The following is a 22070-nucleotide window of genomic DNA, read 5'->3' on the forward strand; positions in this document are numbered from 1 at the left end:
AACCTAGATGAACGTGGACGACTACTACCAAGAGCTCAGGAACAGAGTCTCAGTTCGTGCCGAAACCGATGACGACTACACCTCAGTTGCGTTCTTGTCCGAGGTGGCAGAAGAACTCGCAGACGCCGGCGAAATCGAAAACTTGACGACCATGCATTTTGAAGGCGTTGGGCAGAGCAAGCGCAAATTACTCGTCGACGGTTACGACCTTGATGATCCCGACGGGTCAGTGGCCCTAGCGGTATTGGTATTCACGGGGTCTGCGAGCCTTTCAACTTTGCGTATGACCGATATTAAGAAAGCTCTAACCCAACTCGAAAGCTTCCTGAAGGATTCGCTCAGCGGCGACTTTATACGGGATCGAGAGGAGAGTTCGCCCGCTTATATGCTCGCAAAGTCTCTTCGCGAGAGGGGTCGGAGTGTGAGCCGGTATCGGCTCTATCTTATTACCGATGCAAAGCTCAGCGATCGGTCCAAAACGATCGAAGGCTATGACCTCGACGGGATAGCGGTAGAACACCATATCTGGGATATAGCCCGTCTGCACCAAGTCTACGAGTCCAAGCAGGGCCGCGAGGAGTTGGACATTGATCTGTGCGAGTGGATCGACGGCGGCCTGCCCGCGCTGAAGATAACCCAAGGCGAAGATTTTTCGACATACCTTGCAGCGGTGCCGGGATCGCTTATCGCTGATCTCTATGCGCGATACGGTAGTCGCCTTCTCGAGAGCAATGTGCGTTCATATCTCAGCGCTCGGGGAAAAGTGAATAAAGGTATACGTGCGACGGTACAAAAAGAGCCTGGTCGGTTCTTGGCCTACAACAACGGCATAACCGCAACTGCGACCGGTGTGAAGGCTGCGGAGGATCTCGGTGGAAAGTGCTCGATTCAAGTAATTCGTGATTTGCAAATAGTTAACGGGGGTCAGACTACTGCCTCCCTCTTCTTCATCAGGCGCGACGACAAACAAGCAGACTTAGACCCCGTTCATGTGCAGATGAAATTGGTGGTAGTGGATCCTGAACTCGCAGCCCAGATGGTGCCTGACATTTCTCGATACGCGAACAGTCAGAATAGAGTGAGTGAGGTTGACTTCTTTTCGAACAGCCCCTTCCATGTGCGGATGGAGGATCTTTCGCGTCGAACGCTCGTCCCAGCGAAGTCCGGGGTTAATTATCAGACGAAATGGTTCTACGAACGTACACGCGGGCAATATGCGAACGAGCGATCTAAATTGTCTGCGGCAGATCAAAAGAAATTTGACGCGATGTATCCGCGCAAGCAAGTCATGACCAAGACCGACTTGGCCAAGTATGAGATTTCGTACGAGCGGAAGCCCCATATCGTGAGCGCTGGGGCACAGAAAAACTTTGTGGCGTTCGCGGAGGCTGTTGGTTCAAAATGGGAGAAATCGCCAGCAGGGTTCAATGAGTTATATTACAAAGAGGTTGTAGCTAAAGCCATTATATATAACGATATTAGGACTCTCGTGGCTCGGGCCGACTGGTACGATAAGGGATACCTCGCAAACATCGTTACCTACACGATCGCCAAACTCGTGCACGAAGCTGAGCGTCAAGGCGGCGGACGTCATATCGATTTGATGTCGGTCTGGAACGCTCAGTCGACCCCCAACGCTATGCAAGATGTGGCACTCCAGATTGGCCGAGTCGTTCTCAGCCTGTTGACAGATGGTAACCGGCCTGTTCAAAACGTGACGGAATGGGCGAAAAGGAAAGAGTGTTGGGAATCGGTTGAGAAGGTCCAAGTGAACCTCTCGGGTGAGTTTCTCGGCACTCTTGTCGACCCCGAAAAGCGTGCTGTAGCTGTTAAGGAGGCGCGTTCGGTGCGGAAGGTCGATGACAGTATCGAACTCCAAATGCGGTTGGTGCAAATCCCCGCTGCGAAATGGTTAGCGGCCGAGGAATTTGGGTTGACACGGAGGGTGTTGAGTCCGAAAGATGCCGACTTAGTAAGGCTAATGGCGAAAAGTAAAGTTCCGACCGAGCGGCAGTGCCTTCTTATCGCCGATATTATGCGGCGGTTGGGTGACGCCGGGTTCACTTTTGATGGCTAAGCCGTCTGTTCGCCAATATTAACGTCGAGTGACATACACTCTCGACCTAGAGGCCGTAGTGAACGGAAGCGTCGACCGCATCCGAGACGACTATGCGGCCCCTCGAAACCGGTGCTGACGGCTGCCGCATGAACGGCCTCCTCATCGGCCCTCACGCTCACAATGGTCGCTCGCCACCCACGCAGCGACTGCCCGACATCTCACAAGGGACTGCCAGAACTCGGCGTCGTTGTCGGCGCCACTGGGTAACCTCACCACATGGTTGCTGGCCATCACCCGAGCATGTCGGACTACGAGCGTAAAGCATGGGAAACGCTGCTCGATGACATTGCGAACAGGTCCACGGAGCAAGGAAAGTTCGGCCGGCTGGCGAGCACTGCGAAGGGCCAAGCCAAGGGCGTCGCCCTCAAGGCAAAGAACAGCATCGTCGACAAGGTGCCCGTGGCGGAGAAGGCTTTTGACGCAGTCGATGATTCCCTTCAGAAGGCGATGATTGGCCTGCACACGGCGTTCGTCGAGCGCGGCCTCAACTCGGTGAGTGCCGGTGCGATATTCGAGACTTTCGCGTCGGAGGGGGCCGACGTGTCGTCCTACGACAGCATTCGCGAGCTGGATCTACGTGTCTGCGACAGGTCGGTCCCGAGGCGTAAAGAGAAATACATCGCGCTGGCCGCGGGCCAGGGCGCCGCCACCTCATTGGCCGTTACCGGAGCGACGGTGTCGTCAACGGTCTCGGGCGGAACCACCCTCGGTGTCGCTGCAGGAGCGATTGCCGTCGACGTGACCGCAGTCATGGTCGGCATGGGCAGGATCGTGGCGCTCGTCGCGGCTCACTACGGCTATGACGTACGCGAGCCAGAAGAACAGATGTTCGCCGCCGGCGTGCTGAGTTACTCGTCAGCCGGGAGCGCCGCAGAAAAGGCGGCGTCATTGGCTGCGCTCTCCCGACTGACCCAAGATATGATGCGTCGAGCGACGTGGAAACAGTTGCAGCAGCACCAATTGGTGAACGTGATCCAGACGGTCGTCACGTCGCTGGGCTTCAACTTGACGAAGAAAAAGCTTGCCCAGGCAGTGCCCGTCGCCGGCGCAGTGATCAACGGCGGTCTCAACGCGCGTCTTGCGCAGAACACGTTCAACCGCGCGCAAGCGGCGTACCGGCTTCGCTTTCTGACCGAGAAATATGGACTCGATGCGTCGCAATGGGCTCCCGAAATCGTGGACAACGAATCGACCGAGGCGCCGCTGATCGACGCGATAGTCGAGTCCGAGCTCGCGACCAACAACACCAACGACTGTTCATCCTCGGGTCAGCAACAACCTTCTGATGTCAGTGGCGGAGGTATACGGAGGGGTCAGTGATGAACTGCGCCAACAGCAGCGGGGCGCGAGGGCGCCAGTGACGTCGCTCATCGCATGGCTCGACGCATCCACCGAAGACCAGCGGCGGATGCGCGAAATCGTCAACCTGTTCAGCGAGCGCGAGAGCCGAGACGAGTTGGGCATCGGTCAAGTCCGCGATGCGCTCAGCGACATGTTGTGGCCGGGAACCTCGACGCTGTTCACCCGCGCGCGCTATTTCCTCTTCATCCCGTGGTGTTTCCGCGCTGCCGCCGAAGCCCGTAGCGACGTGGACAAGGCAGCCGCGCTCGCCGACCAGCATGAGAGGCGGCTGATCCGCGCGCTTGTCGATGCCGGCGAGAAGGACGGCGTCATCGGCGCGAATATCGGTGCGGCGCTGAAGAACTTGCCGTCCGCGCTGTACTGGGGCGGCATGCGGACCCACCGCATCGTCAACGAGGCGACGATCACCCGCGACGACGCCATCGTCGCCGAAGTTGACCGTGCACATGCGCGCCGCCCATCAGCCCCGGAGGCACAGTACCTCGACGAGACGGCGGCCTGGCATGCCGGTGCTTTCCATTCCACGCTGCCTGCGGTGCCGAAAGCCTTCCCAGCCGAAGCTCCAGACGGATTCGCCATGCGCCAGAGCGAAGCGGCATGGCTGCGCGACCGAATGCTGGCGAACTCCCCGGACACGATGCTCGAGTACGCCCTCAACAACCGGCCAGACAAAGCGAGTTCGGTTCCGTGGCACGACGCAGTACTCATGGCCGCCGATGGCGAACGCGCAAGCATCATGCGTGACGCGCGCAGCTTCTCCATCCTGATGAACAGCGCCGCGCTCGTCTACAACCTGCTGTTGGCAGAAGCCTATGAAGGCGCAAACTTTAACCGCGTGCCGAATCCGGTGGACGACTACCGCGCACAGCTCGAGGAATGGGCGGCTACCCCTACCCTGGCTGATGACCTGGCCGGCTGGGATCGCGAGACATTCTGGGCCCGCGTGCATTTGCAGAATCCGAACATCAGTCATCGCACTCGGCGGTTCATCGACCGATGGATTGAGCTGCTAGGCGCCGCCGATCTCCACCACATCGGAGACGACCACGACGCCCGAGAATTCATCAGGCGGCGCGAAACCGAACACAAACGCGGGCAGGCGAGGCTGACTAACAAGCGCCTCCTGCAAGCGTGGCTGGGCGCATCGGGAAGCCGGCCCCTCGTCTACCGGTGGCCCCAGCTTCTGCCGGTCCTTCACGACATCCACGACGGGCTGGACCGCGCCGATGCTTGAGCCCGACGGTCGCGCCGCGCTTACCGAACAGTTGCGTCCCCCCAGCGGTTTCCAGCTTTCCCACGCGGTTGCCACCACGTTCACCCTAGATCTGACCACCGCGTTGTCCGTGCCGTTGGCCTTCGCGGCGCACCGTGCGCGCGACAGCCAGGATCCCATCGCGATCCTCGACGCGGTACGCCGCGCCGCCGACAAGATCGACGTCTTCGCCCAAGCGGGACAGGTATTCGAGCCACGCGTCACGTCCGACCTTTTCGCCTTGCTCGAACCCATGGTCCATCCCGTGCGTCCGCCGCGTGACGGTCTGCTCTTCCATCCGAAGGTCTGGGTGCTCGAGTACGCGGATGGAAATGCCCGGAGCTACCGAATGCTCTGCGCCAGCCGAAATCTCACCAACGACCGCAGCTGGGATCTGGTGGTGCGCCTCGACGGCAGCGCGGCCGCGGAACCCACTATCCAAAGCGCGCCGCTGGCTGCATTTTTGCGAGCCCTGCCGGGCATGTCGGTGGCGCCGATGCCCCCGAGCCGCTCGGCTCGCATCGACGCGCTCGCCGACGCCGTCAGCCGTGTCGAATGGGAGCGTCCCGCCGAGGTGCGGCACCTCCGATTTCATCCGTTCGGCATCCCCGAAATCCCAACGCCGCCATTGCACGAGGTGTTCGACGGCATCCGGCACGGCGTCATCTCGCCCTTTCTGAGCGACGAGGGCCTTCGGCGCGTGGTTCCACCGCGGTCAACCGCACTCACGGTGCTCTCACGCCGCGAGCAGTTGGACCGGTTGAGCACCAGCACGCTGCGCGGACTGAACGCGCTGATCCTCGACGATGCCGCAAACGACGACGAAGCGGACGAGGCTGCCGAATCACCGGCTCCAACCGCACCACAGGGTGCCGGAGCGCTCATCGGCTTGCATGCGAAAGCCTATGTGCTGGACCGGCGCAGCGGTTCGCACCTATTCATCGGATCGGCCAACGCCACCGAGGCGGGCTTCGGGGGCAACATCGAACTTCTCGTCGAATTCGAAGGGCCCCAGGCCAAACTCGGAGTCGACGCCCTGCTGGGCGATACCTCTGGACTTCGCACGTTGACCATCCCCTACGAACCCATCGGCGACGTCGCCCCCTCCGCCGATGAGGAAGCCGACTACCGGCTCGAGCAGGCACTGCGGGAGATCGCTGCACGGCGCTACCACGGCGAAGTGGCGCCGCAGCACGATGTGCTCGATGACCCCCAACAAGCCGACCAGAAGTACGGCTTGGTGCTGTCCGCCGAGGGCCCGGCACCGGGCGCCGGTGACCTCACGGCCCGTGTCAACCTGATCACCCGACTGGCCAATACCAGTGAACTACCCGGCACCCCAGTGCTTTTCGATGGTCTTGCCCTGACTGACATCACTCCCTTCCTCGTCATCCGGATCACCGACCCGCGAGGTGTCACCGCTTCGACTGTGGTCGCTGCGACGCTTGACGGTGACGTTGCGGGCCGCCAAGACGCCGTCATCGCGCGGCAACTCGCAGACCGCGCCGCGTTCATGAAGCTCCTGGCGCTTCTGCTCGCCCTCGATGGGGGTGAAGGCACCTTCAGCTTCGAGGCGGTTGGTGCGGGAGCAGCCGCGTGGGGAGAAGACGGCAGCGGCCTCTTCGAGACACTCGTCAAAGCGGTCGGGGTGGAGCATGGGGGCCTCGACGACGTGCGGCGCGTCGTCGAGCATGTACGCGCGGCGGAAGCGCGGCGCCCGTCGGGGAGCCCACCGGTGCTTCCCGAGGGCTTCGACGAACTGTGGGATGCCGTGTGGGAGGCATACGCGAGGGACGGCGGCCACCATGGATGACACTCAGCTCGACCGGCTCCTGCAGGGGCTCAAGGGGTTTCAGCGTGATGCCGTCGAACGCGTCGTTGACCGGCTCTACCGGGCACCGGCATCGAGCGGGCGGTTTCTGGTGGCGGATGAGACAGGCCTGGGAAAGAGCATCATCGCTCGTGGTGTCATCGCGTCGGCGATAGCCGAACTCCAGCACGCCGAGCACATCGACCGCATCGACGTGGTCTACATCTGCTCGAGCACCGATCTGGCCAAACAGAATCTACGCCGACTCAACGTGACCGGCGACCCGCACGTCGGCATCACCAGCCGTCTGACGTTGCTCGCCCTGGAAAGCCGCCGACTGTCTGTCGAATCGCACGGCCCGGGTAAAAAGGTCAACCTGGTTTCGTTCACACCCGGCACTTCGTTCGAAATGGGATGGCAGACCGGATCACAAGAGGAACGCCAGCTGCTGCACATCATCCTCAACGGGATGGGCGCTACCGGCGACCCCGAGCATGAGCAGGCGTCGGCCCTGTTCTTCCAGGGCTATGTGCGCAAGCTGTCGACATTCGAAGCCGGAATCACCCGGATGAGGACCATTCTCGACCAAGGCCCCGACGAAGTGATCGTCCGCGCCTTCCGCGATGCCATCGACACCAAAGGCTTGACTGCTCGGTTCGAGGAGGTCCGCGACCAGCTCCGGGGCCGCGACACGGTGCCCGACGAGCTCAAGGGCGAAGTCAAAGGCATCACCGCCGAAATGCGCCATGCACTCGCCGCCGCCAGCGTCGAGTCGTTGGAGCCAGATCTGGTGATACTCGATGAATTTCAGCGCTTCCGGCATCTGATCGACCCGCACAGCGGCAGCGACGCAAGCGAATTGGCGCACCATCTGTTCAACTATCCGGATGCCAAGGTGTTATTGCTGTCGGCCACGCCCTACAAGCCGTACACCACGGTCGAGGGTGACAGCGACGACGACCACTACCGAGATTTCATGACCACCCTCGAATTCCTGGCCGACCGCGACGACGCAGCGCTGTCCCGCATCCGCACCGGTTTCCAGCGTTACCGGGAGGCCGTCGTCTCGGGATCACACGGACAGGACGAAGCCTCGGATCTGCGAGATGCACTGGTGCCGTATATGACTCGCTCCGAGCGGCCACGTCTGCAGGAAGGCCGCGACCTCGCGGTGCGGCACATCATCAGCGACGTACCGGCTCCCGAAGACCTGCGAAGCTATGCGGCACTGCAGGCTTTCGCGCGCCTCATCGAAGCTCCGGTAAGCCTGGACTACTGGAAATCCATCCCGTACTTCGCGAGCTTCATGGAAGGCTACCGCCCCGGTGAGAAAGCCCGCGCCGAGGTCGAGAAGGCCACGGCCACCGTTGAATTGCAGCGGGCGATCCGTAAGTTGCGCTCGCTTGACCCCGACCTCCTGCGAACCTACGGCGTCATCGACTTCGCGAATGCGCGCCTGCGTGCCTTTGCGGCCAACACGCTCGATGCGGGCTGGTGGAGACTGCTGTGGATCCCACCGTCGATGGCCTACCTCGCCCCGGGTGGTGTTTATGCCGGGTATTCGGACGGTTCGGTGACCAAGCAGCTCATCTTCTCGGCATGGTCGGGCGTCCCCACGTCGATCGCAAGCCTCCTGAGCTATGAGGCTGAACGCAGGATGGTCGCAGAATCCGGGCTCACCGAGAACACTGCCGATGCCCGCAGAGCGGTGTCTTCTCGCCTTGACTTCGTGATCCGCGACGACCGACCGGCGAGCATGTCGGCCTTTGCCTTGTTCTGGCCACATCCTGCGCTGGCAGAACTCGGCGATCCGCTCCTGCTGGTGGATGATGGTGCGCCCCTTGATGTGCGCGCTGCCGAGGCCCGAGTCGACGAGGAGATTCGCCGACGTGCCCACCAGTCAGATGTCGACGGTTCTCGACCCACCTGGGAAGCGTTCTTCGGTTGGCCGGGCAGCTGGCCGTCGGGCGCTCCGCGACGCTCAGATGTCGCCGCGTACTGGCTGGCCGGCAATGTGGTCACACCCGAGGGTGCCGACGTGGAAGCCGGTCTTGCGTTGCGGCGTCACGCCCGATGCGCTTTGGAGCTGCCCGGCGCGGCGCACTGGGATCAAGACCTCGCACGGCTGGCAATGCACAGCCCGGGGAACATCGCCTATCGAGCCCTGGCCCGGATCTGCGACAGCGCCGACCAGGATATGCGAACCGCGCTGTGGCAGAACGCTGCACGCCTGGCGAACGCGATTCGGACCCTGTTCAACCGCATGGACGTCATGTTCCTGTTGGATCAGCTCTACGGCAAAGGCCAGCCGTACTGGAAGTCCGTGCTGCAGTACTGCGCCGACGGCAATCTCCAAGCGGTCCTCGACGAGTACTGCTTCCAACTCAAGCTCGAGTTCGCCGGTTCCACCGTCGACGCGTCGGTGCTGTCTCAGCTCACCGACCGCGCGGTGGAGGCGCTCACGCTACGGACGTCGCACTACAGTGCCCGGGCGGCCGGTGCGGCGTTCGAGAAGATCCCGATCACTGTGCGGTTCGCCTTGCGGTATGGCGGCGCCGTCCGAGACGCGGAAAGCGTGCGAGCTCCGAGGTGCGCAATGCCTTCAACAGCCCGTTTTGGCCATTCGTCCTCGCATCGACCAGCGTCGGGCAGGAAGGCATCGACTTCCATTGGTGGAGCCATTCCGTTGTGCATTGGAATCTGCCGTTCAATCCGGTCGACTTCGAGCAGCGCGAGGGCCGGGTCAATCGGTTCGGCGGCCACGCCGTGCGCAAGAACGTGGCCTCGGCTCACGGGCGTCACGCCCTGGCTGTTGCGAAGTCAGGTAAAAACCCGTGGCTCAGTGCTTTTGACGCGGCGGTGGACCATCCCGAACTCGGCGAATTCTCACCGTGGTGGATCTATCCCGGAGCGGCGCAAGTCGAGCGACTGCTGGTGCACTTCCCGCTCAGCCGCGACGAAGCGCAGTACACCCGCCTGCGTGACTCGCTCACGCTGTATCGATTGATGCTCGGTCAGCCGCGACAGGAGGACATGTTGGAACTCCTGCACCAACGAGGCGTCACAGAGGGTGGTGTGACGCAGCTGGACTTGCGGCCCCCGCACAGAGCGAAGGGAGAGGAGAGAACGTGACACCGGAGAGTACCGGCGGCTCAGTCGAGGCGGAGGTCTGGGAACTCCTCGACACGGACGACACGGTCGCCGACAAAACCGTCTACCTCGTCGCCGCGGCATTGCAAGGCGACGAGGAGCTGGCGGATCAGCTGGGCGGTGACGCACCGTCCCCGACGCGTCCCGACACACAGTCGCCCGCCGAATCGGCCCCGTTACGGGCGTTCCTCCGCTCGATCACGGTGTCGGGATTCCGCGGGATCGGCCCACGCGCCACACTGGAACTCAATCCCTACCACGGGATCACGGTGATCAGTGGTCGCAACGGCTGCGGCAAGTCCAGCTTCGCCGAGGCGCTGGAATATGCGCTGACCGGTGAAAGCTACCGGTTTGCGAACCGGGCGAAGCACTGGCGTGACTCGTGGCGAAACCTGCACTCAGTTGAGCCGGCCGCGATTGAGGTCGAGTTCGCGATGGAACCGGACGACGACCGTAGCGGCTCCAGTGCAACCGTCGGCGCCGACTGGGCGGTCGGAGCCGAGCTGAGTGCGTGTAAACGGTGGTCGCAGATCCGCGGCCAAAAACGTGAGTCGGTCGACGCGCTGGGGTGGAATCAGGCCCTTGTGACGCATCGACCGCTGATGTCCTATGACGAGCTCGGCGGGTTGCTCGAAGACGGGCCGTCGAACCTCTACGACGCGTTGAACCGACTCCTCGGCCTCGACCAGATCGCGGACGCCGACAGTCGGCTCAAAGAAGCCGAGAAGCGGCTCGGAGTTCCGCGGAAGGCCGCCAACGACAATCGAACTCAGCTCATGCGAACACTGGAGGCATCCGAAGATCCTCGTGCCGCCGAGGTAAAGAAGTTGATAGCCCGCAAGCCGTACGACCTCGCTGCGGTTACGGCGACGACCCTGGGCACGGCGACCGACCAGGCAGCAGCCATCGCGCGGCTGCGGGCCATCGCCGATCTCGACGTGGCCGACCCGGCCAAAGCCACTGAGGTTGCGGCCGAGTTGCGTTCGGCGATTGACGCGCACGCCGACGGTGCCGATTCCCTAGCGAAAGCGATGACTGCGCGGGCGACGCTGCTGCGGGAAGCGCTGGACCTGCACCGCGAGATCGGCGGCGGCCCGTGCCCGGTCTGCGAGGTGGGGTCTCTCGACGGGACGTGGAAAAGCTCCGCGGAACAAAGGCTGAAGGAAGCAGACGCGAAAACTGCCGATCACCAGAAGCTGACGCAGCGGCTGGCCCGTGCGCGGGCGGCGGCCGACGGCTTCTTCACAGCCGTGGCGACGGTGCCCGCGGTCGACGGCGTCGAGCTGGAGTCCCTATCGGCATTCAATGATGCGGTTGCGCAGGCCCGGTCCGCGCCCGGGAGCGTATCCGGTCTGCTGTCCCATGTGGAGTCATCCGCCGCGGCGCTCGCCGACGCCGCCGCCGCGCTGCGTGCCGAAGCCGCGACGCTGGCAGCAGACCTGGAGGATGCCTGGGCACCGACGGCGCGTGCGATCGCCGCCTGGGTGGACCTCGAGGCGGCGGCGCGGACAGGCGACGACAAGCTCGCTGAGGTACAAGCTGCATTGAAGTGGTTGCGCGCCAACGCTGAAATGCTGCGCGAGCGCCGACTCGCTCCTGTTGTCGACCAGGCGCGCGAGATCTGGGGCCGCATGCGCCACGAGAGCAACGTGGACCTCGGCGGCATCTCCCTCGAAGGTTCCGCCAATCGCCGCAAGGCAGTGGTAGAAGGCAGCGTCGACGGAGTGCCGGCGGGCGCGCTGTCGGTCATGAGTCAGGGTGAGCTGCACGCGCTGGCGTTGGCGTTGTTCATCCCGCGCGCCACAACACCGGACAGTCCGTTCCGATTCCTGGTGCTCGATGATCCGATCCAAGCGATGGACCCCGCCAAGATCGACGGATTCCTCGACGTGCTCGTCGAACTGAGCAAGACGCGACAGGTCATCGTCTTCTCCCACGATGATCGCCTGCCCGCAGCGATCCGTGCCCGCTCAATCCCCGCGCAGCTGCTCGACGTCACCCGTGAAGAGGGATCGGTGGTCGTGGTGAAGCAGAACGACTCTCCCGCGCACAGGTACATCGCCGACGCCACCGCCGTGATTCTCGACGACGACCTCGACGACATGATCAAACGGAAAGCTGCACCGGGCCTGTTCCGAATGGCGGTCGAAGCGGCTGCGCACCAACGGTTCTTCACCGACAGGGCACGGGCGGGTGCGGTGTACCACGAATCCGATGCGGCGTGGGAAGAGGCGAAGACCACTCAGCAGCGGGTGGCGTTGGCGGTCACGGGCAGCGCGACGGGAGATGTGTCGGGTTGGAAGAGCTATCGGGCGCACCGGTTTCCCACGATGGCGATCTGCGCATCCGGGGCTCACAGTGGAGCGGCACTAGACCGCAAGACGTTGCACGACTTGCGGGAGACGGTTCGGGATATCGCGGAGAACCGGTGACCGGCGACGCGCAGGCACTGCTCGGCCGGGCCGAAGTATTGCTCAACGCCCCCGACTCGACCGCGGCCGGTAACGCTGCCCGACTCGCGGCGTTCCTCGCGAGACAGGCAGTCGAGGATCTGATCGATGCGCGCTGCGCGGCGCTTTGCGAAGTCTCCGCCATCGAGGGGACGACGAAAGCGAAACTCGCCGTTCTCAAGTCATTGGACACGACGCGGGCCGGACCTGTGCTCATTGCCGCCTGGCATCAGCTGACCGGCCACTGCCACCAACACGCTTATCAGCTGTCGCCGACCGTTAGCGAGGTGCGCGCGCAGTGTCTAGCCGTAAGGCGCCACTGCCTTGGACAGCAATCTGAGCCAGCGGAATGAAGCGAACACTACTGCTCACGGCTCTGCCAGTAGGGTGTCGCTTCCCGGTTCGGTAGTCCTCCGGCGTTTGTCGGTGCCCTGTGCGAATCTGTGCGGCTCGCTTGCGGCGGGCGCCGAGCCAGATGAATGGAGACTTCGATGACTGACGCTCGCGTGATGTCCAGTCCGGACGTTCGCAAAATGGCGTTGCCAAGGATGCCTGTCGACATCCGGGTCCGTGGTTACATAATCAAGCCCTTGCGACCGGCTATGCCGCAAGGGCATTCGTTCGCAGCGTCGCGGTCGCTGTGGGGCGTCTCGAAGGTAAAAGGCGAAGCGCAGTGAACGCCGTCGATCGTCATGCACTCGTGGGCAAACGCTCACCACACTGGCCGGTGGCCTATCGCCGTTTGTCAGTCACGTGCTCAACCGCGCCTACCACCCGAAACCGACTGGGCAGAACTGCTGCGAGCAAAGGACAGCGCCAACGGTCGCCGAGGCGGCGAATACCAGAGCCGCGACCTTGCTCTCATGCTGCGCGCGATGACCGAGCGACTTAGTGAACTCGGCTATCCCTTCATTAAGCCCATGCCCAGGCAGGCCGAGATCTACGCCAAGGAGCTGCGCGAGGTCCGCAACAGGTTCTCATTCCGCGTCCGCGAAATCGGTGGTGGAGGTTCGTATTGATGGTGAGCGGATCGGCCAGCTGACACCGCAGATGAGTCAACGCTTTCTGCCTATGACTCGGCACCTCGAGTCACGAGGGTTGGTGACGGCCTGCTGGGGCGACATCAAGGGATCGGCGGTTGCAGCGGAGGTGCGGATCGATGGAGTGAAGGCGAATGAAGCGGACGCCCTCGTCCTCGATGGTGATCCTGTCACGCTTCCCGCGTTAGTACCGGTTGAGGATGATCCCCTGCTCTACGTACTCTCTGGTGAAATGGACTGTTCGGTGCAGCAGCCGGCACGGCTTGACAACTTGTCTCAAGACAAAGGTGAGAGTGCGCCACGTCAAAGTGCAGTTGCGCGGCCGCCGGCGGCACCGCCGTTGCCCCCGGCTGCCTGGTAGGACGACCCGGGGAACCCTCAGATGTTCCGTTACTGGGATGGAACGCAGTGGACTGAGCATGCTGCTCCCAAGGTCAGATAACCCTTGGGTTCATTTCCGTCGTCCCTCCAAAGCCCGGCCCATGCAAAGGGGCACCAAACCGCGCTCGAAGCTCAAGCAGCGGATCGATCGTGCGAATCGCGATATCCAGCCGTTCAGACAGACTGCCAGTCAACAAAACCCACGAGTGCCCGGCTACCGTCAGTGCATCGATGCACCACCCTGTCATCGCTTCTCGAATCCGTAGATCACCTTCCCGCATCCCGTCGTCATGCCATTCGACTCCCTCGTGATCCGTAACGAGGTACACCGCCCTGGGCGCTACGCCAGCCCACGGCTGACCAACTCGAGCAGCCGATCCCAAGTAGCGTCTCTCCCAGATGGAAGTCGCGAAAGCGTCTGTGTCACAGATCAAGACGGGCGAGCCAACCGCCGCAGCCGCCTCCTCCCGCCGAGTCTGCTCCCGGCCGATCGCATCGAAGTCATCGACCGTCCACACCAGATCGACGAGCTCCGACCCTGACGAGCCGTCCCACTTCAGCCGCGTGTACTCCCTCCCGTACTCCTCGACGCAGTGCGTCAACGCCCATGATCCCCCACGAGCGGCATAGTGCTCACTCAAGAGCCGTGAAAGTGTTGTAGTCCCAGTGGATTCAGCGCCGACCAGCACCACGCGCGTGGTCAATCCTGCCCGGGTAGCCGGCGCAAGATCCATCCACCGCCCGGCGAGATCGCGGCGCACTGCCGTGCCACTCACCTCGTCGCGCTCAAACCGCACGCTCGCAGCACCGAACCACCGCGCCAGCTCCGCCCCGTACTCCTCACCCGAGAACACCGCATCGACCCGCACTGGCTCACCCGCCTGACGCAATGCGGCCTCCATCAGCACAACCTGCGCCGCCCACACCCGCTGATCGTTGACATCCAGCGGAGCGTCACATCGGATGCCGATGACCCGCACGCCCGGCTCACCCGCATGCTCAGCTCGCAGCCACGCCAGGCGATCGGCAAGTGGGATCGTCTCCGACGCACCAGCCATCACCAGCACCGTAAACCGATCACATTGCGCGGCGGCAGAACGGATCGCCGCATGATGCCCGAGGTGCGGTGGGTAGAACTTGCCAATCAGCAGGCCGTGAGCGAAGCGAGTCACGCTGCGATTCCCACTTTTTCATTCTCGACAGCAAGCTCCCGACGCCACGCTCGCCAGCCGGCGACACACAAGCCCAGAAACAGCATGTATACGACCGCCGTCAGATTGAGCCCCCGACTGAAATACAGCGGCACGTAGATGCAGTCGGCCGCGATCCAGAAGTACCACGACTCGAGCCACTTGCCGTTGAGCAACCACTGCGCCACCAACGACAGACTCGTGGTCAATGCGTCCAGGAAAGGCGCGGAATCGTGCGCCCACAACAGGAGCGGATACAGAAGAGCAGTCCCGGCACAGAGAGCCACTACACACCACACCAAGTGCTGCCGGCTCGCCGCACGCACCGGCAGGGGAGTGCGATTGGTGTTGCCGTAGAGCCATTGCCACCACCCGATAAAACCCAAAGCGATGTACACGACCTGCAGCCCCGAATCCGCCCACAGCTGCGCGGAGGCGAACAGCACCAAGAAGAACGCCGAGTTCGCAATGCCAACAGGGAAATTCGCCACGCTTCGCCGGACCGTCAGCGCAACACAGGCCCCGCCGGTGAGGAAGCCGAGCAGCTCCGCCCAGCTCACGGGATCACCCCACACCGTGAACACCACTGCGTTCAACGGCGCCACTGCGCCGGCCAGCCAGTCGATCATCGCTCCATCTTCCGGGACCGCGCGTTCCACCGATCGATGATGCCGACAACGCCGGGCTCAACCCCACGGTGGCCCACGATGTACACCTCAAGGCCGGCATTCTTTGCGACACCCAGCGCCCGCTCGATCGCGCGGTCGATCCAGCTGCCGTCGTTACCGAACACCCCGCCGCCGACGCGCGTCAACAACACGATGTTCGACCCGCCGTCAGACGCCTGCTCGGCCGCCGCCAGCAGCGTCGCCTCATACGTGGCCTCGAGCACCAACCGCGCGAACAACTCCCATTGGCGGCGCGGCAGCCGTGAATATCCAAGCGGCAGCGCCGAACAGAACGCTTGTGATACCAGTCGTCGCCCCGGACCCTCGAGATCGGTGACTTCGACGTTGCGGTGAAGACCGATCGCCAGCCGGCCACGAAGCGAGTCCCACACGTGCGCAGACGCATCCACCAAGGCGTTGTTGATCGCAGTCAAGCCCTCACGACTGCAGAGCGCGTAACCGTTCCGCATCTCCCACAGCTCGCCGACCGGCAGGCCGGTGAGCTCCGACAACGCCGCACCGACACCCGCCAACGCGTCCACCTGGCGACGCGCGGTCTGGCCCACACCGTCGTCGAACGGGACGAAGTAGTTTCGGAAGATCGTCGCCGCGCCGGCGGCCATTGCGCACGCCGGCCCCTGGGTGGGGTCCGAGGCGTAGCGCGTCACACCGTGCTCGGGCGTCACGTTCTCGGAAATCATCTCCAGCAGATTGAACTGTGACGCCACTTGAAACAACGCGCCCGCGAAGCGCGGATCGGTGTGCAACGACCGCGCATCGCCGACCAACGCATTAACCGAAGTGCGTTGTCCCCGAGACACGCTCACCTGTTCCCGCAGGGAGGCCAGTGTGGGCACGGTCAGTGAACCGACGCCGTACCGTTTGCCGTTCACACTGGACACCAGCTCGTCACCCTCGACGCTCAGTCGGCGCTGGGTGGGTTCGTAGCCGTCCTCGACAAACCCGGTCAGACGTTCAAACCAGTCACCCATCATGTCCCCCAAGCCGATCGATTATTTAGCGCAACAATTGCACTAAATCGGATTTAGCGCAAGATCCGCGCTTAATGCTAGGTTCTCCGTCATGGGTGACCACCCGGTGCACAACTATCCGCGGCCGACCGTCGCCGTGGATACCGCGTTGTTGACCTGGAACCCCGATCAGGGCCTGCTCGTCGTGGAGATGGCTCGCGACGACACTGGCACGTGGGCGCTGCCCGGCGCCTTCCTGCGCAAAGGCGAGACGTTGGCTGAGGCGGTCGAGCGCTCTCTTCGGGACAAGCTTGGTGTGCACGGCATGCGCCCCCGGCAGTTGCACGTGTTCGATGATCCGGACCGCGACGACCGGGACTGGGTGCTCTCCGTCGCCCATGTCGCCGTCGTGCGACCCGATCAACTCGCCGACCTGGGCTCAGGGTCCGCACAACACACCCGCCTGGCGCCCGTGGACCGCCCGGGCGAGCTGGCGTGGGACCACCCGGAGATCATCCGCCTGGCGAAGACCGACATCCGGGCGCGCTACGAGACCGATCCCGACCCGGAGCGTCTGCTCGGCCACAGATTCACCTTGCGCGATCTACGCCAGGTGCACGAGGCCGTCGCGGGCAAGAAGCTTCAGCGCGACAAGTTCCGCCGCACGATGGAGCCGCGCCTCGTCGGCACCGGCACTCTGGAGCAGAACACCGGAACGCGAGGCCGCCCGGCGGAGCTCTTCCGTCGGAAGCGATGACCCCGATTACCGCATGCGACGCACACCACATAAGCTCGCTTATTGACACCCGTCAAATCCGTGTGTGAGCGAGGATGCATGACCAGTTCAATCGTCGATGACGCCGCCAAGGTTCTGGCTGAGCCGCGGGCCTACGCGGACGAGCCTCGCCTGCACGCTGCCCTGGCTCACCTGCGGGAACACGCTCCCGTCTCCTACGTCGAGGTGCCCGACTACCGCCCGTTCTGGGCGGTCACCAAGCACGCCGACGTGATGGCGATCGAACGAGACAACGAGCTCTGGATCAACGCCCCCCGGCCGATGTTGCAGACCGCCGCCACCGACGACCTGTCGGCGGCCAACCTCGCCGCCGGCGGTGGCCTGCGCACGCTGATCCACATGGATGACCCGCTGCATCGCGACATCCGCAAGATCGGCGCCGACTGGTTCCGGCCCAAGGCCATGCGCGCACTGAAGACCCGCGTCGACGAACTGGCCAAGATCTACGTCGACAAGATGGTCGAGAAGGGCCCCGAGTGCGACTTCGTCCAAGAGGTCGCGGTCAACTTCCCGCTGTATGTCATCCTGTCGCTGCTCGGTCTGCCGGAATCCGACTTCGGCCGCATGCTCAAGCTCACTCAGGAGTTGTTCGGCGGTGACGACGACGAGCTCAGCCGCGGCAAGGACCCGGAGGAACTGCACGCGGTCATCCTCGACTTCTTTCAGTACTTCACCGCGCTCACCGCCGAGCGCCGCGCCCATCCGACCGAGGACCTCGCCTCGGCGATCGCCAACGCCACGCTCGACGGTGAGCCCCTCAACGATATTGACTGCCTGTCCTATTACGTGATTGTCGCCAGCGCCGGCCACGACACCACCAGCGCCGCGATCTCGGGTGGTCTGCTGGCTCTGATCGAGCACCAGGACCAGCTCGCCCGGCTGAAGGCGCAGCCGGACCTGATGGGTACCGCAGTCGAGGAGATCATCCGCTGGACCGCCCCGGTCAAGGAGTTCATGCGCACCGCCACCGCCGACACCGAAGTGCGCGGCGTCCCGATCCGCGAGGGCGAGTCGGTGCTGTTGTCCTACGTCTCGGCCAACCGGGACGAGGAAATCTTCGACCAGCCAGCCACATTCGATGTCGGGCGCGACCCGAACAAGCACCTGTCCTTCGGCTACGGCGTCCACTTCTGCCTCGGTGCCGCCTTGGCCCGCATGGAGATCAACAGCTTCTTCACCGAGCTGCTGCCGCGACTGGAGTCCATCGAACTGGCCGGTGAGCCGGAGTTCATCTCGACGATCTTCGTCGGCGGCCTCAAGCATCTGCCGATCCGGTACTCGCTGCGCTGACGCAATCGGCGTCGCCTCCGGTGTGGCCCGCTACGCTGACACCACCACAAGTGGAAGGCGGCCCATGCGACTGTTCATCACCGGAGTCGACGCCGATGGCAAGTCCTGCGTCGTCAGCAGCGACGAGGTCGAAATCAACTCCGTCGCACCCGGTTTCGGCATCGCCATTCCGTACAACACGACGCAGAGCCCGCCGCCCGCGAGACCCCAGGGCAACGCCGACCTGATCGACCAGTACCTCGAGCCCGGCCACGTCCGCTGGATGGTCGTCGAGCAAGGCGCCGACACTGAGACCCCCAAGCATCACACTGACACCCTCGACCTCGAGATCGTGCTCAGCGGATCCGTCGACCTCATCCTCGACGACGGCGCGCACCGCATCGAAGCCGGTGACATGGTCCTCATGACTGGCGTCGACCACGCCTGGAAAGCCGGCCCCGACGGCTATCGCATGGCCGCCGTCCTCATCGGCACCCCGCCGCCGGGATAACGCAGGTGAGGTCGGCCCAACCCTGGGCAACGCCAACCCATCACAGTTCAGTGAATGAGTCTGGGGTGCAGGCCAATCACCGTAATTACAGCGCCACCACGCAGACCAGATCTGTAAGGCCCGCGAAATCGTCCGCATTGCGGCTGTAGAAGTCCAGGCCATGGGCATGTGCGGTAGCCGCAATCAACAGATCCGCGAACCGGCTGCGAGGCTTGCCGCCTTCACTGATGGCGGCCGCAACGATAAGACCGTAGCTGCGCGCTGCTCTGTCGTCGAAAGGGATTGGCTCAATCAGCGATTCAACCTCCTGCAACCGCGACTGGCGTTTGGCGGCCTCTACCGCCGTACTCGCCAGGAGGGGACCAGCAGCCAACTCGGCGACAGTGATGGCGGAAATTGCCATCTCGTCCGGTAGTTTGTCGGCGACTGCCGGATCGTGCCAGTCGATCACCACCGATGTGTCCAACAGCCCGGCAGCCATCTACAGGCTCTGATCGATCGTGGCGTCGAGATCCCGACGGAACTGGTCAGGGTCGATCCGCACCCCTGCGCCGGCGACGCGTGCCAAGTCGTCACGGGTGATGAATGTCTTGCGGGCGGACTGAATAGGGCGAAGTTCGGCGACCGGCTCCCCATGACGGGTGACGACGAACGTCTCACCCGCGGCGACCGCATTTATGAGCTTCGCGTTTTCGTTGCGCAGTTCACGCTGCGGGATCGTTTTGGCCATAGGGAAGTGTAGCGAGATATGCTACACATCGCTACGCGGGGCAGCGGAGGGCTACCGACTGGCACGGTTCGGGTCGACAGGCGACAGATCGATTGGTACCGAGACAAGTACCGAATCTGGTACTTTGGCTGGATGCCGGCCTTGAACATCAACTTCAGTGACGCGGAGATGGAGCAGTTGCGCACCGCGGCGGCGGCGGGCGAGCAGTCGTTGCGCGCATTCGTCCACCGCGCCGCCCTTGATGCCGCGAGCGATCACAAGCGTCGCGTGCGGGAGGGTGCGCGGATCGTCGCCGAGCGCAGCGCAGAGCTCAACCGCCGGCTGGCGTGACCGAATACCTGGACCGTGACGATGTCCTGGTCGCCGGTGCTGCGGCGGTGGGGGTCGAGCTGAGAGTGGCCGACTACGGCCTGCTCGATGCGGCGGTGGCGCGCCCGCAGGCTACCGTCTTCGGTGTTGACGCCTATCCTGACCTCGTCACCAAGGCGGCGGCGCTGCTGCAGTCTTTGGCTCGCAACCACGCACTGGTCGACGGCAACAAGCGCACCGCATGGGCAGCCGCGTGGACGTTCCTGTACATCAACGGAGTCGAGTTGAACCCCGATTTCGATGTCGACGACGCTGAGGACTTCATGAATGCTGTTGCCGTCCAAGGTGATCTGGAACTGCCGGAACTGGCAGAGAAGCTGCAAGGATTCGCAATCGGATGACTGCCGATTCGAGTGCATAACTCACGTTAGGTCGCGCCAACCCCTAGACAACGTCAGTTGTCACACGGGAAAATCAGTCATGCACAAGGGGTTCACACTCGCGGCGGCACTCATCACGACAGCACTCACCGCACCAATCGCCAACGCCGACAACCCAACACCGTCACTCCCGCAGTTCGTCCCGCACGTCTCCGACTGGCAGCCCAACACCGCCGTCTATCCCTACAACCTCTGGCGGAACCGGGTCACCCCCGAGCAAGTCACCGCCATGCGCGACTCCTGCCAATGGTTCAACGCCCAATACGACCCGCTCATGAGTCAGGTCTTCGGCTTCCAACACTTCCTCGACAGCCAGCACGACAACTGGCAAGCCCCCGCTATCCAACAAGCCGCCAACACCATCGAAGCCAACCTCGACCAGTCCGCGGCCTTCCTTGACCCCCGCGCCCACACCCTTTTCATCGTGAACTACCCCGACCAGAGCGAGTATTCGCCTGTCTACAACGGGGATTCGGTGTTCCACCTCTGGTATCAGCTCACCCAGATCAGCGACAACATGAAGCATCAGCTGCCGTCGGGTCAGCTCAATGCCCACATCGCGACGGCCAACGTCTACGGCAACACCATCCGCGACTCCGGAGTCTGTGCGGGGGCCTGACGCCCGCCAGCGACCGCTCTCAGCAGACCCTCGGACTGGGCAGCTAGCCTCGGGCGATGGTGATCGGTGTCCTGGCGGCGCTGCTGGCGTGTATCGGCTACGGCGTCTCCTCGGTGCTGCAGGCCTACGGGGCACACCGATCAGCAGCCGCGGCCCGCGACCGCGGCGCGACTGGGCACGTCACCGCCACCGGCGGGCCGACTTTGCGCTCGACCCTGCATGCCACGATCACCGCAGCGTTCATCGTCGGCATGGTCCTGGACGTCGTGGGTTTCGTGGGCAGTGCGGTCTCGGCGCGGCTGATTCCACTGTTCTTGTCCCAGACGATCATCAGCGCCAACCTGGTCGTCACCGCACTGCTCGGTATCGCGGTCCTCGGCATCGGCCTGCGCTCCCGTGATTGGATCGCCATCGCCGCGGTCATCGCGTCGCTCTTCGTGCTCGGTCTCGGATCGGGGGAGCGTGGTGACGTGAACCCGGACCGGCTCGTCCACTGGATCGTGCTGGGGGTATCGGTGCTAATCCTGCTCGCCGGGATCGCACTCACCCGTGTCCTCGGGTCGCGCAGCGCGATCATGGCCGGACTGATCGCAGGCGTGCTGTTCGGCATGCTCGCGATCGGTGTTCGGGTGCTCGACGGTCTCGAACCGCTGCAGCCCTCGGTCGTGCTGGCCGACCCCGCGGCATGGACCGTCGCCATCGCCGGCATCGGCGGCTTCTATCTGCATACCGTTGCACTGCAATTGGGTTCGGTAAACGGGGCCACCGCAGCTCTCGTTGTCGGCGAGACTGTGGTTCCTGGAATCATCGGCGTTGTTTTCCTCGGTGACAGCGCCCGTCCCGGGCTCGCGTGGGTCGTGGCCCTCGGATTCATCGGTGCCGTGGCTGGCGCGGTCGCCGTCGCCGTCTTCGGTGCCGCCGGTCATCAGGCGGCGCAGCACACCGAGCCGGCGAGCGTAGAGCCGTAAGCCGGTGTGAACCGGACCGCCGCATAGTGCAGAAA

Annotated in this window: 20 protein-coding genes and 1 pseudogene; 16 read left to right on the top strand and 5 right to left on the bottom strand. The window is 63.4% G+C overall.

Annotated features, from left to right (window positions below):
• The first annotated feature begins 13 nt into the window (after positions 1–13).
• The 9 genes and pseudogenes from K0O64_RS04260 to K0O64_RS30265 form a co-directional block, all read left to right on the top strand.
• Positions 14–2077, top strand: coding sequence for an AIPR family protein (locus tag K0O64_RS04260; RefSeq protein ID WP_220046094.1), 2064 nt, complete (start codon positions 14–16; stop codon positions 2075–2077).
• Positions 2078–2335: 258 nt separating this feature from the next.
• On the top strand, positions 2336–3439 hold the full coding sequence (locus K0O64_RS04265) for an EcsC family protein (protein ID WP_220046095.1): 1104 nt from the start codon (positions 2336–2338) through the stop codon (positions 3437–3439).
• Positions 3440–3476: 37 nt separating this feature from the next.
• A complete protein-coding gene (locus K0O64_RS04270; RefSeq protein ID WP_220046096.1) occupies positions 3477–4715 on the top strand; it encodes a DUF6361 family protein in 1239 nt (412 codons plus the stop codon).
• Positions 4708–6546: a phospholipase D family protein gene (locus K0O64_RS04275; RefSeq protein ID WP_220046097.1), complete on the top strand. Its 1839-nt coding sequence runs from the start codon at positions 4708–4710 to the stop codon at positions 6544–6546. Before K0O64_RS04270 ends, K0O64_RS04275 begins: the two co-directional genes overlap by 8 nt.
• A 2070-nt stretch (positions 6547–8616) precedes the next feature.
• Positions 8617–9675, top strand: a complete 1059-nt coding sequence (locus tag K0O64_RS29810; protein WP_225933718.1) for a C-terminal helicase domain-containing protein — start codon at positions 8617–8619, stop codon at positions 9673–9675.
• Complete coding sequence (locus K0O64_RS04285) at positions 9672–12125, top strand: AAA family ATPase (RefSeq protein ID WP_220046098.1); 2454 nt, start codon at positions 9672–9674, stop codon at positions 12123–12125. The genes K0O64_RS29810 and K0O64_RS04285 overlap by 4 nt, the downstream gene beginning before the upstream one ends.
• Complete coding sequence (locus K0O64_RS04290; protein WP_220046099.1) at positions 12122–12496, top strand: hypothetical protein; 375 nt, start codon at positions 12122–12124, stop codon at positions 12494–12496. The genes K0O64_RS04285 and K0O64_RS04290 overlap by 4 nt, the downstream gene beginning before the upstream one ends.
• A 339-nt stretch (positions 12497–12835) precedes the next feature.
• Positions 12836–13162 carry a Swt1 family HEPN domain-containing protein gene (locus tag K0O64_RS04295; RefSeq protein WP_220046100.1) on the top strand — a complete coding sequence of 109 codons (327 nt, stop codon included), beginning with the start codon at positions 12836–12838 and terminating at the stop codon, positions 13160–13162.
• 391 nt (positions 13163–13553) lie between these two features.
• Positions 13554–13625 (top strand): annotated as a pseudogene (locus K0O64_RS30265) (DUF2510 domain-containing protein); the annotation flags it as partial.
• Here K0O64_RS30265 and K0O64_RS04305 read toward each other — a convergent pair.
• Genes K0O64_RS04305 through K0O64_RS04315 form a run of 3 tightly spaced genes read right to left on the bottom strand, consistent with a single transcriptional unit; the run spans position 13618 to position 16414 of the window.
• On the bottom strand, positions 13618–14736 hold the full coding sequence (locus K0O64_RS04305) for an AAA family ATPase (protein WP_220046101.1): 1119 nt from the start codon (positions 14734–14736) through the stop codon (positions 13618–13620). The pseudogene K0O64_RS30265 and the gene K0O64_RS04305 overlap by 8 nt on opposite strands.
• A complete protein-coding gene (pnuC, locus tag K0O64_RS04310; protein ID WP_220046102.1) occupies positions 14733–15383 on the bottom strand; it encodes a nicotinamide riboside transporter PnuC in 651 nt (216 codons plus the stop codon). The genes K0O64_RS04305 and pnuC overlap by 4 nt, the downstream gene beginning before the upstream one ends.
• Positions 15380–16414 carry a hypothetical protein gene (locus tag K0O64_RS04315; RefSeq protein WP_225933618.1) on the bottom strand — a complete coding sequence of 345 codons (1035 nt, stop codon included), beginning with the start codon at positions 16412–16414 and terminating at the stop codon, positions 15380–15382. Before K0O64_RS04315 ends, pnuC begins: the two co-directional genes overlap by 4 nt.
• A 91-nt stretch (positions 16415–16505) precedes the next feature.
• On the opposite strand from K0O64_RS04315, the gene K0O64_RS04320 reads away from it, so the two are divergent.
• The 3 genes from K0O64_RS04320 to K0O64_RS04330 all read left to right on the top strand — a co-directional run bounded on the left by K0O64_RS04320 (position 16506) and on the right by K0O64_RS04330 (position 18969).
• On the top strand, positions 16506–17150 hold the full coding sequence (locus tag K0O64_RS04320; RefSeq protein ID WP_220046103.1) for an NUDIX hydrolase: 645 nt from the start codon (positions 16506–16508) through the stop codon (positions 17148–17150).
• Between the two features lie 78 nt (positions 17151–17228).
• Positions 17229–18479, top strand: a complete 1251-nt coding sequence (locus K0O64_RS04325) for a cytochrome P450 (protein ID WP_220046104.1) — start codon at positions 17229–17231, stop codon at positions 18477–18479.
• Between the two features lie 64 nt (positions 18480–18543).
• A complete protein-coding gene (locus tag K0O64_RS04330) occupies positions 18544–18969 on the top strand; it encodes a cupin domain-containing protein (RefSeq protein ID WP_220046105.1) in 426 nt (141 codons plus the stop codon).
• An 85-nt stretch (positions 18970–19054) separates the two neighbouring features.
• Here K0O64_RS04330 and K0O64_RS04335 read toward each other — a convergent pair whose 3' ends face one another.
• Together K0O64_RS04335 and K0O64_RS04340 are read right to left on the bottom strand one after the other, a co-directional pair.
• Positions 19055–19450, bottom strand: a complete 396-nt coding sequence (locus K0O64_RS04335; protein ID WP_220046106.1) for a type II toxin-antitoxin system VapC family toxin — start codon at positions 19448–19450, stop codon at positions 19055–19057.
• Positions 19451–19699, bottom strand: coding sequence for a type II toxin-antitoxin system Phd/YefM family antitoxin (locus K0O64_RS04340; protein WP_220046107.1), 249 nt, complete (start codon positions 19697–19699; stop codon positions 19451–19453).
• A gap of 132 nt (positions 19700–19831) precedes the next feature.
• Here K0O64_RS04340 and K0O64_RS04345 point away from each other — a divergent pair, with 132 nt between their 5' ends.
• The 4 genes from K0O64_RS04345 to K0O64_RS04360 all read left to right on the top strand — a co-directional run bounded on the left by K0O64_RS04345 (position 19832) and on the right by K0O64_RS04360 (position 22035).
• Positions 19832–20029, top strand: a complete 198-nt coding sequence (locus K0O64_RS04345; protein WP_096312685.1) for an antitoxin Phd — start codon at positions 19832–19834, stop codon at positions 20027–20029.
• Positions 20026–20409 carry a type II toxin-antitoxin system death-on-curing family toxin gene (locus tag K0O64_RS04350; RefSeq protein ID WP_071947609.1) on the top strand — a complete coding sequence of 128 codons (384 nt, stop codon included), beginning with the start codon at positions 20026–20028 and terminating at the stop codon, positions 20407–20409. The genes K0O64_RS04345 and K0O64_RS04350 overlap by 4 nt, the downstream gene beginning before the upstream one ends.
• A gap of 79 nt (positions 20410–20488) precedes the next feature.
• Complete coding sequence (locus K0O64_RS04355) at positions 20489–21067, top strand: hypothetical protein (protein ID WP_220046108.1); 579 nt, start codon at positions 20489–20491, stop codon at positions 21065–21067.
• A gap of 56 nt (positions 21068–21123) precedes the next feature.
• On the top strand, positions 21124–22035 hold the full coding sequence (locus tag K0O64_RS04360; protein WP_220046109.1) for a hypothetical protein: 912 nt from the start codon (positions 21124–21126) through the stop codon (positions 22033–22035).
• Positions 22036–22070: the final 35 nt, after the last annotated feature.

It is taken from the genome of Mycolicibacterium pallens (genome assembly GCF_019456675.1).
Classification (GTDB): domain Bacteria; phylum Actinomycetota; class Actinomycetes; order Mycobacteriales; family Mycobacteriaceae; genus Mycobacterium; species Mycobacterium crocinum.

Coding starts and splice junctions, on each gene's coding strand:
- K0O64_RS04265 (WP_220046095.1), top strand. CDS start 2,336: ATGGTTGCTGGCCATCACCCGAGCATGTCGGACTACGAGCGTAAAGCA.
- K0O64_RS04275 (WP_220046097.1), top strand. CDS start 4,708: ATGCTTGAGCCCGACGGTCGCGCCGCGCTTACCGAACAGTTGCGTCCC.
- K0O64_RS29810 (WP_225933718.1), top strand. CDS start 8,617: ATGCGCTTTGGAGCTGCCCGGCGCGGCGCACTGGGATCAAGACCTCGC.
- K0O64_RS04295 (WP_220046100.1), top strand. CDS start 12,836: ATGCACTCGTGGGCAAACGCTCACCACACTGGCCGGTGGCCTATCGCC.
- pnuC (WP_220046102.1), bottom strand. CDS start 15,383: ATGATCGACTGGCTGGCCGGCGCAGTGGCGCCGTTGAACGCAGTGGTG.
- K0O64_RS04315 (WP_225933618.1), bottom strand. CDS start 16,414: ATGGGTGACTGGTTTGAACGTCTGACCGGGTTTGTCGAGGACGGCTAC.
- K0O64_RS04320 (WP_220046103.1), top strand. CDS start 16,506: ATGGGTGACCACCCGGTGCACAACTATCCGCGGCCGACCGTCGCCGTG.
- K0O64_RS04325 (WP_220046104.1), top strand. CDS start 17,229: ATGACCAGTTCAATCGTCGATGACGCCGCCAAGGTTCTGGCTGAGCCG.
- K0O64_RS04330 (WP_220046105.1), top strand. CDS start 18,544: ATGCGACTGTTCATCACCGGAGTCGACGCCGATGGCAAGTCCTGCGTC.
- K0O64_RS04335 (WP_220046106.1), bottom strand. CDS start 19,450: ATGGCTGCCGGGCTGTTGGACACATCGGTGGTGATCGACTGGCACGAT.
- K0O64_RS04340 (WP_220046107.1), bottom strand. CDS start 19,699: ATGGCCAAAACGATCCCGCAGCGTGAACTGCGCAACGAAAACGCGAAG.
- K0O64_RS04345 (WP_096312685.1), top strand. CDS start 19,832: ATGCCGGCCTTGAACATCAACTTCAGTGACGCGGAGATGGAGCAGTTG.
- K0O64_RS04355 (WP_220046108.1), top strand. CDS start 20,489: ATGCACAAGGGGTTCACACTCGCGGCGGCACTCATCACGACAGCACTC.
- K0O64_RS04360 (WP_220046109.1), top strand. CDS start 21,124: ATGGTGATCGGTGTCCTGGCGGCGCTGCTGGCGTGTATCGGCTACGGC.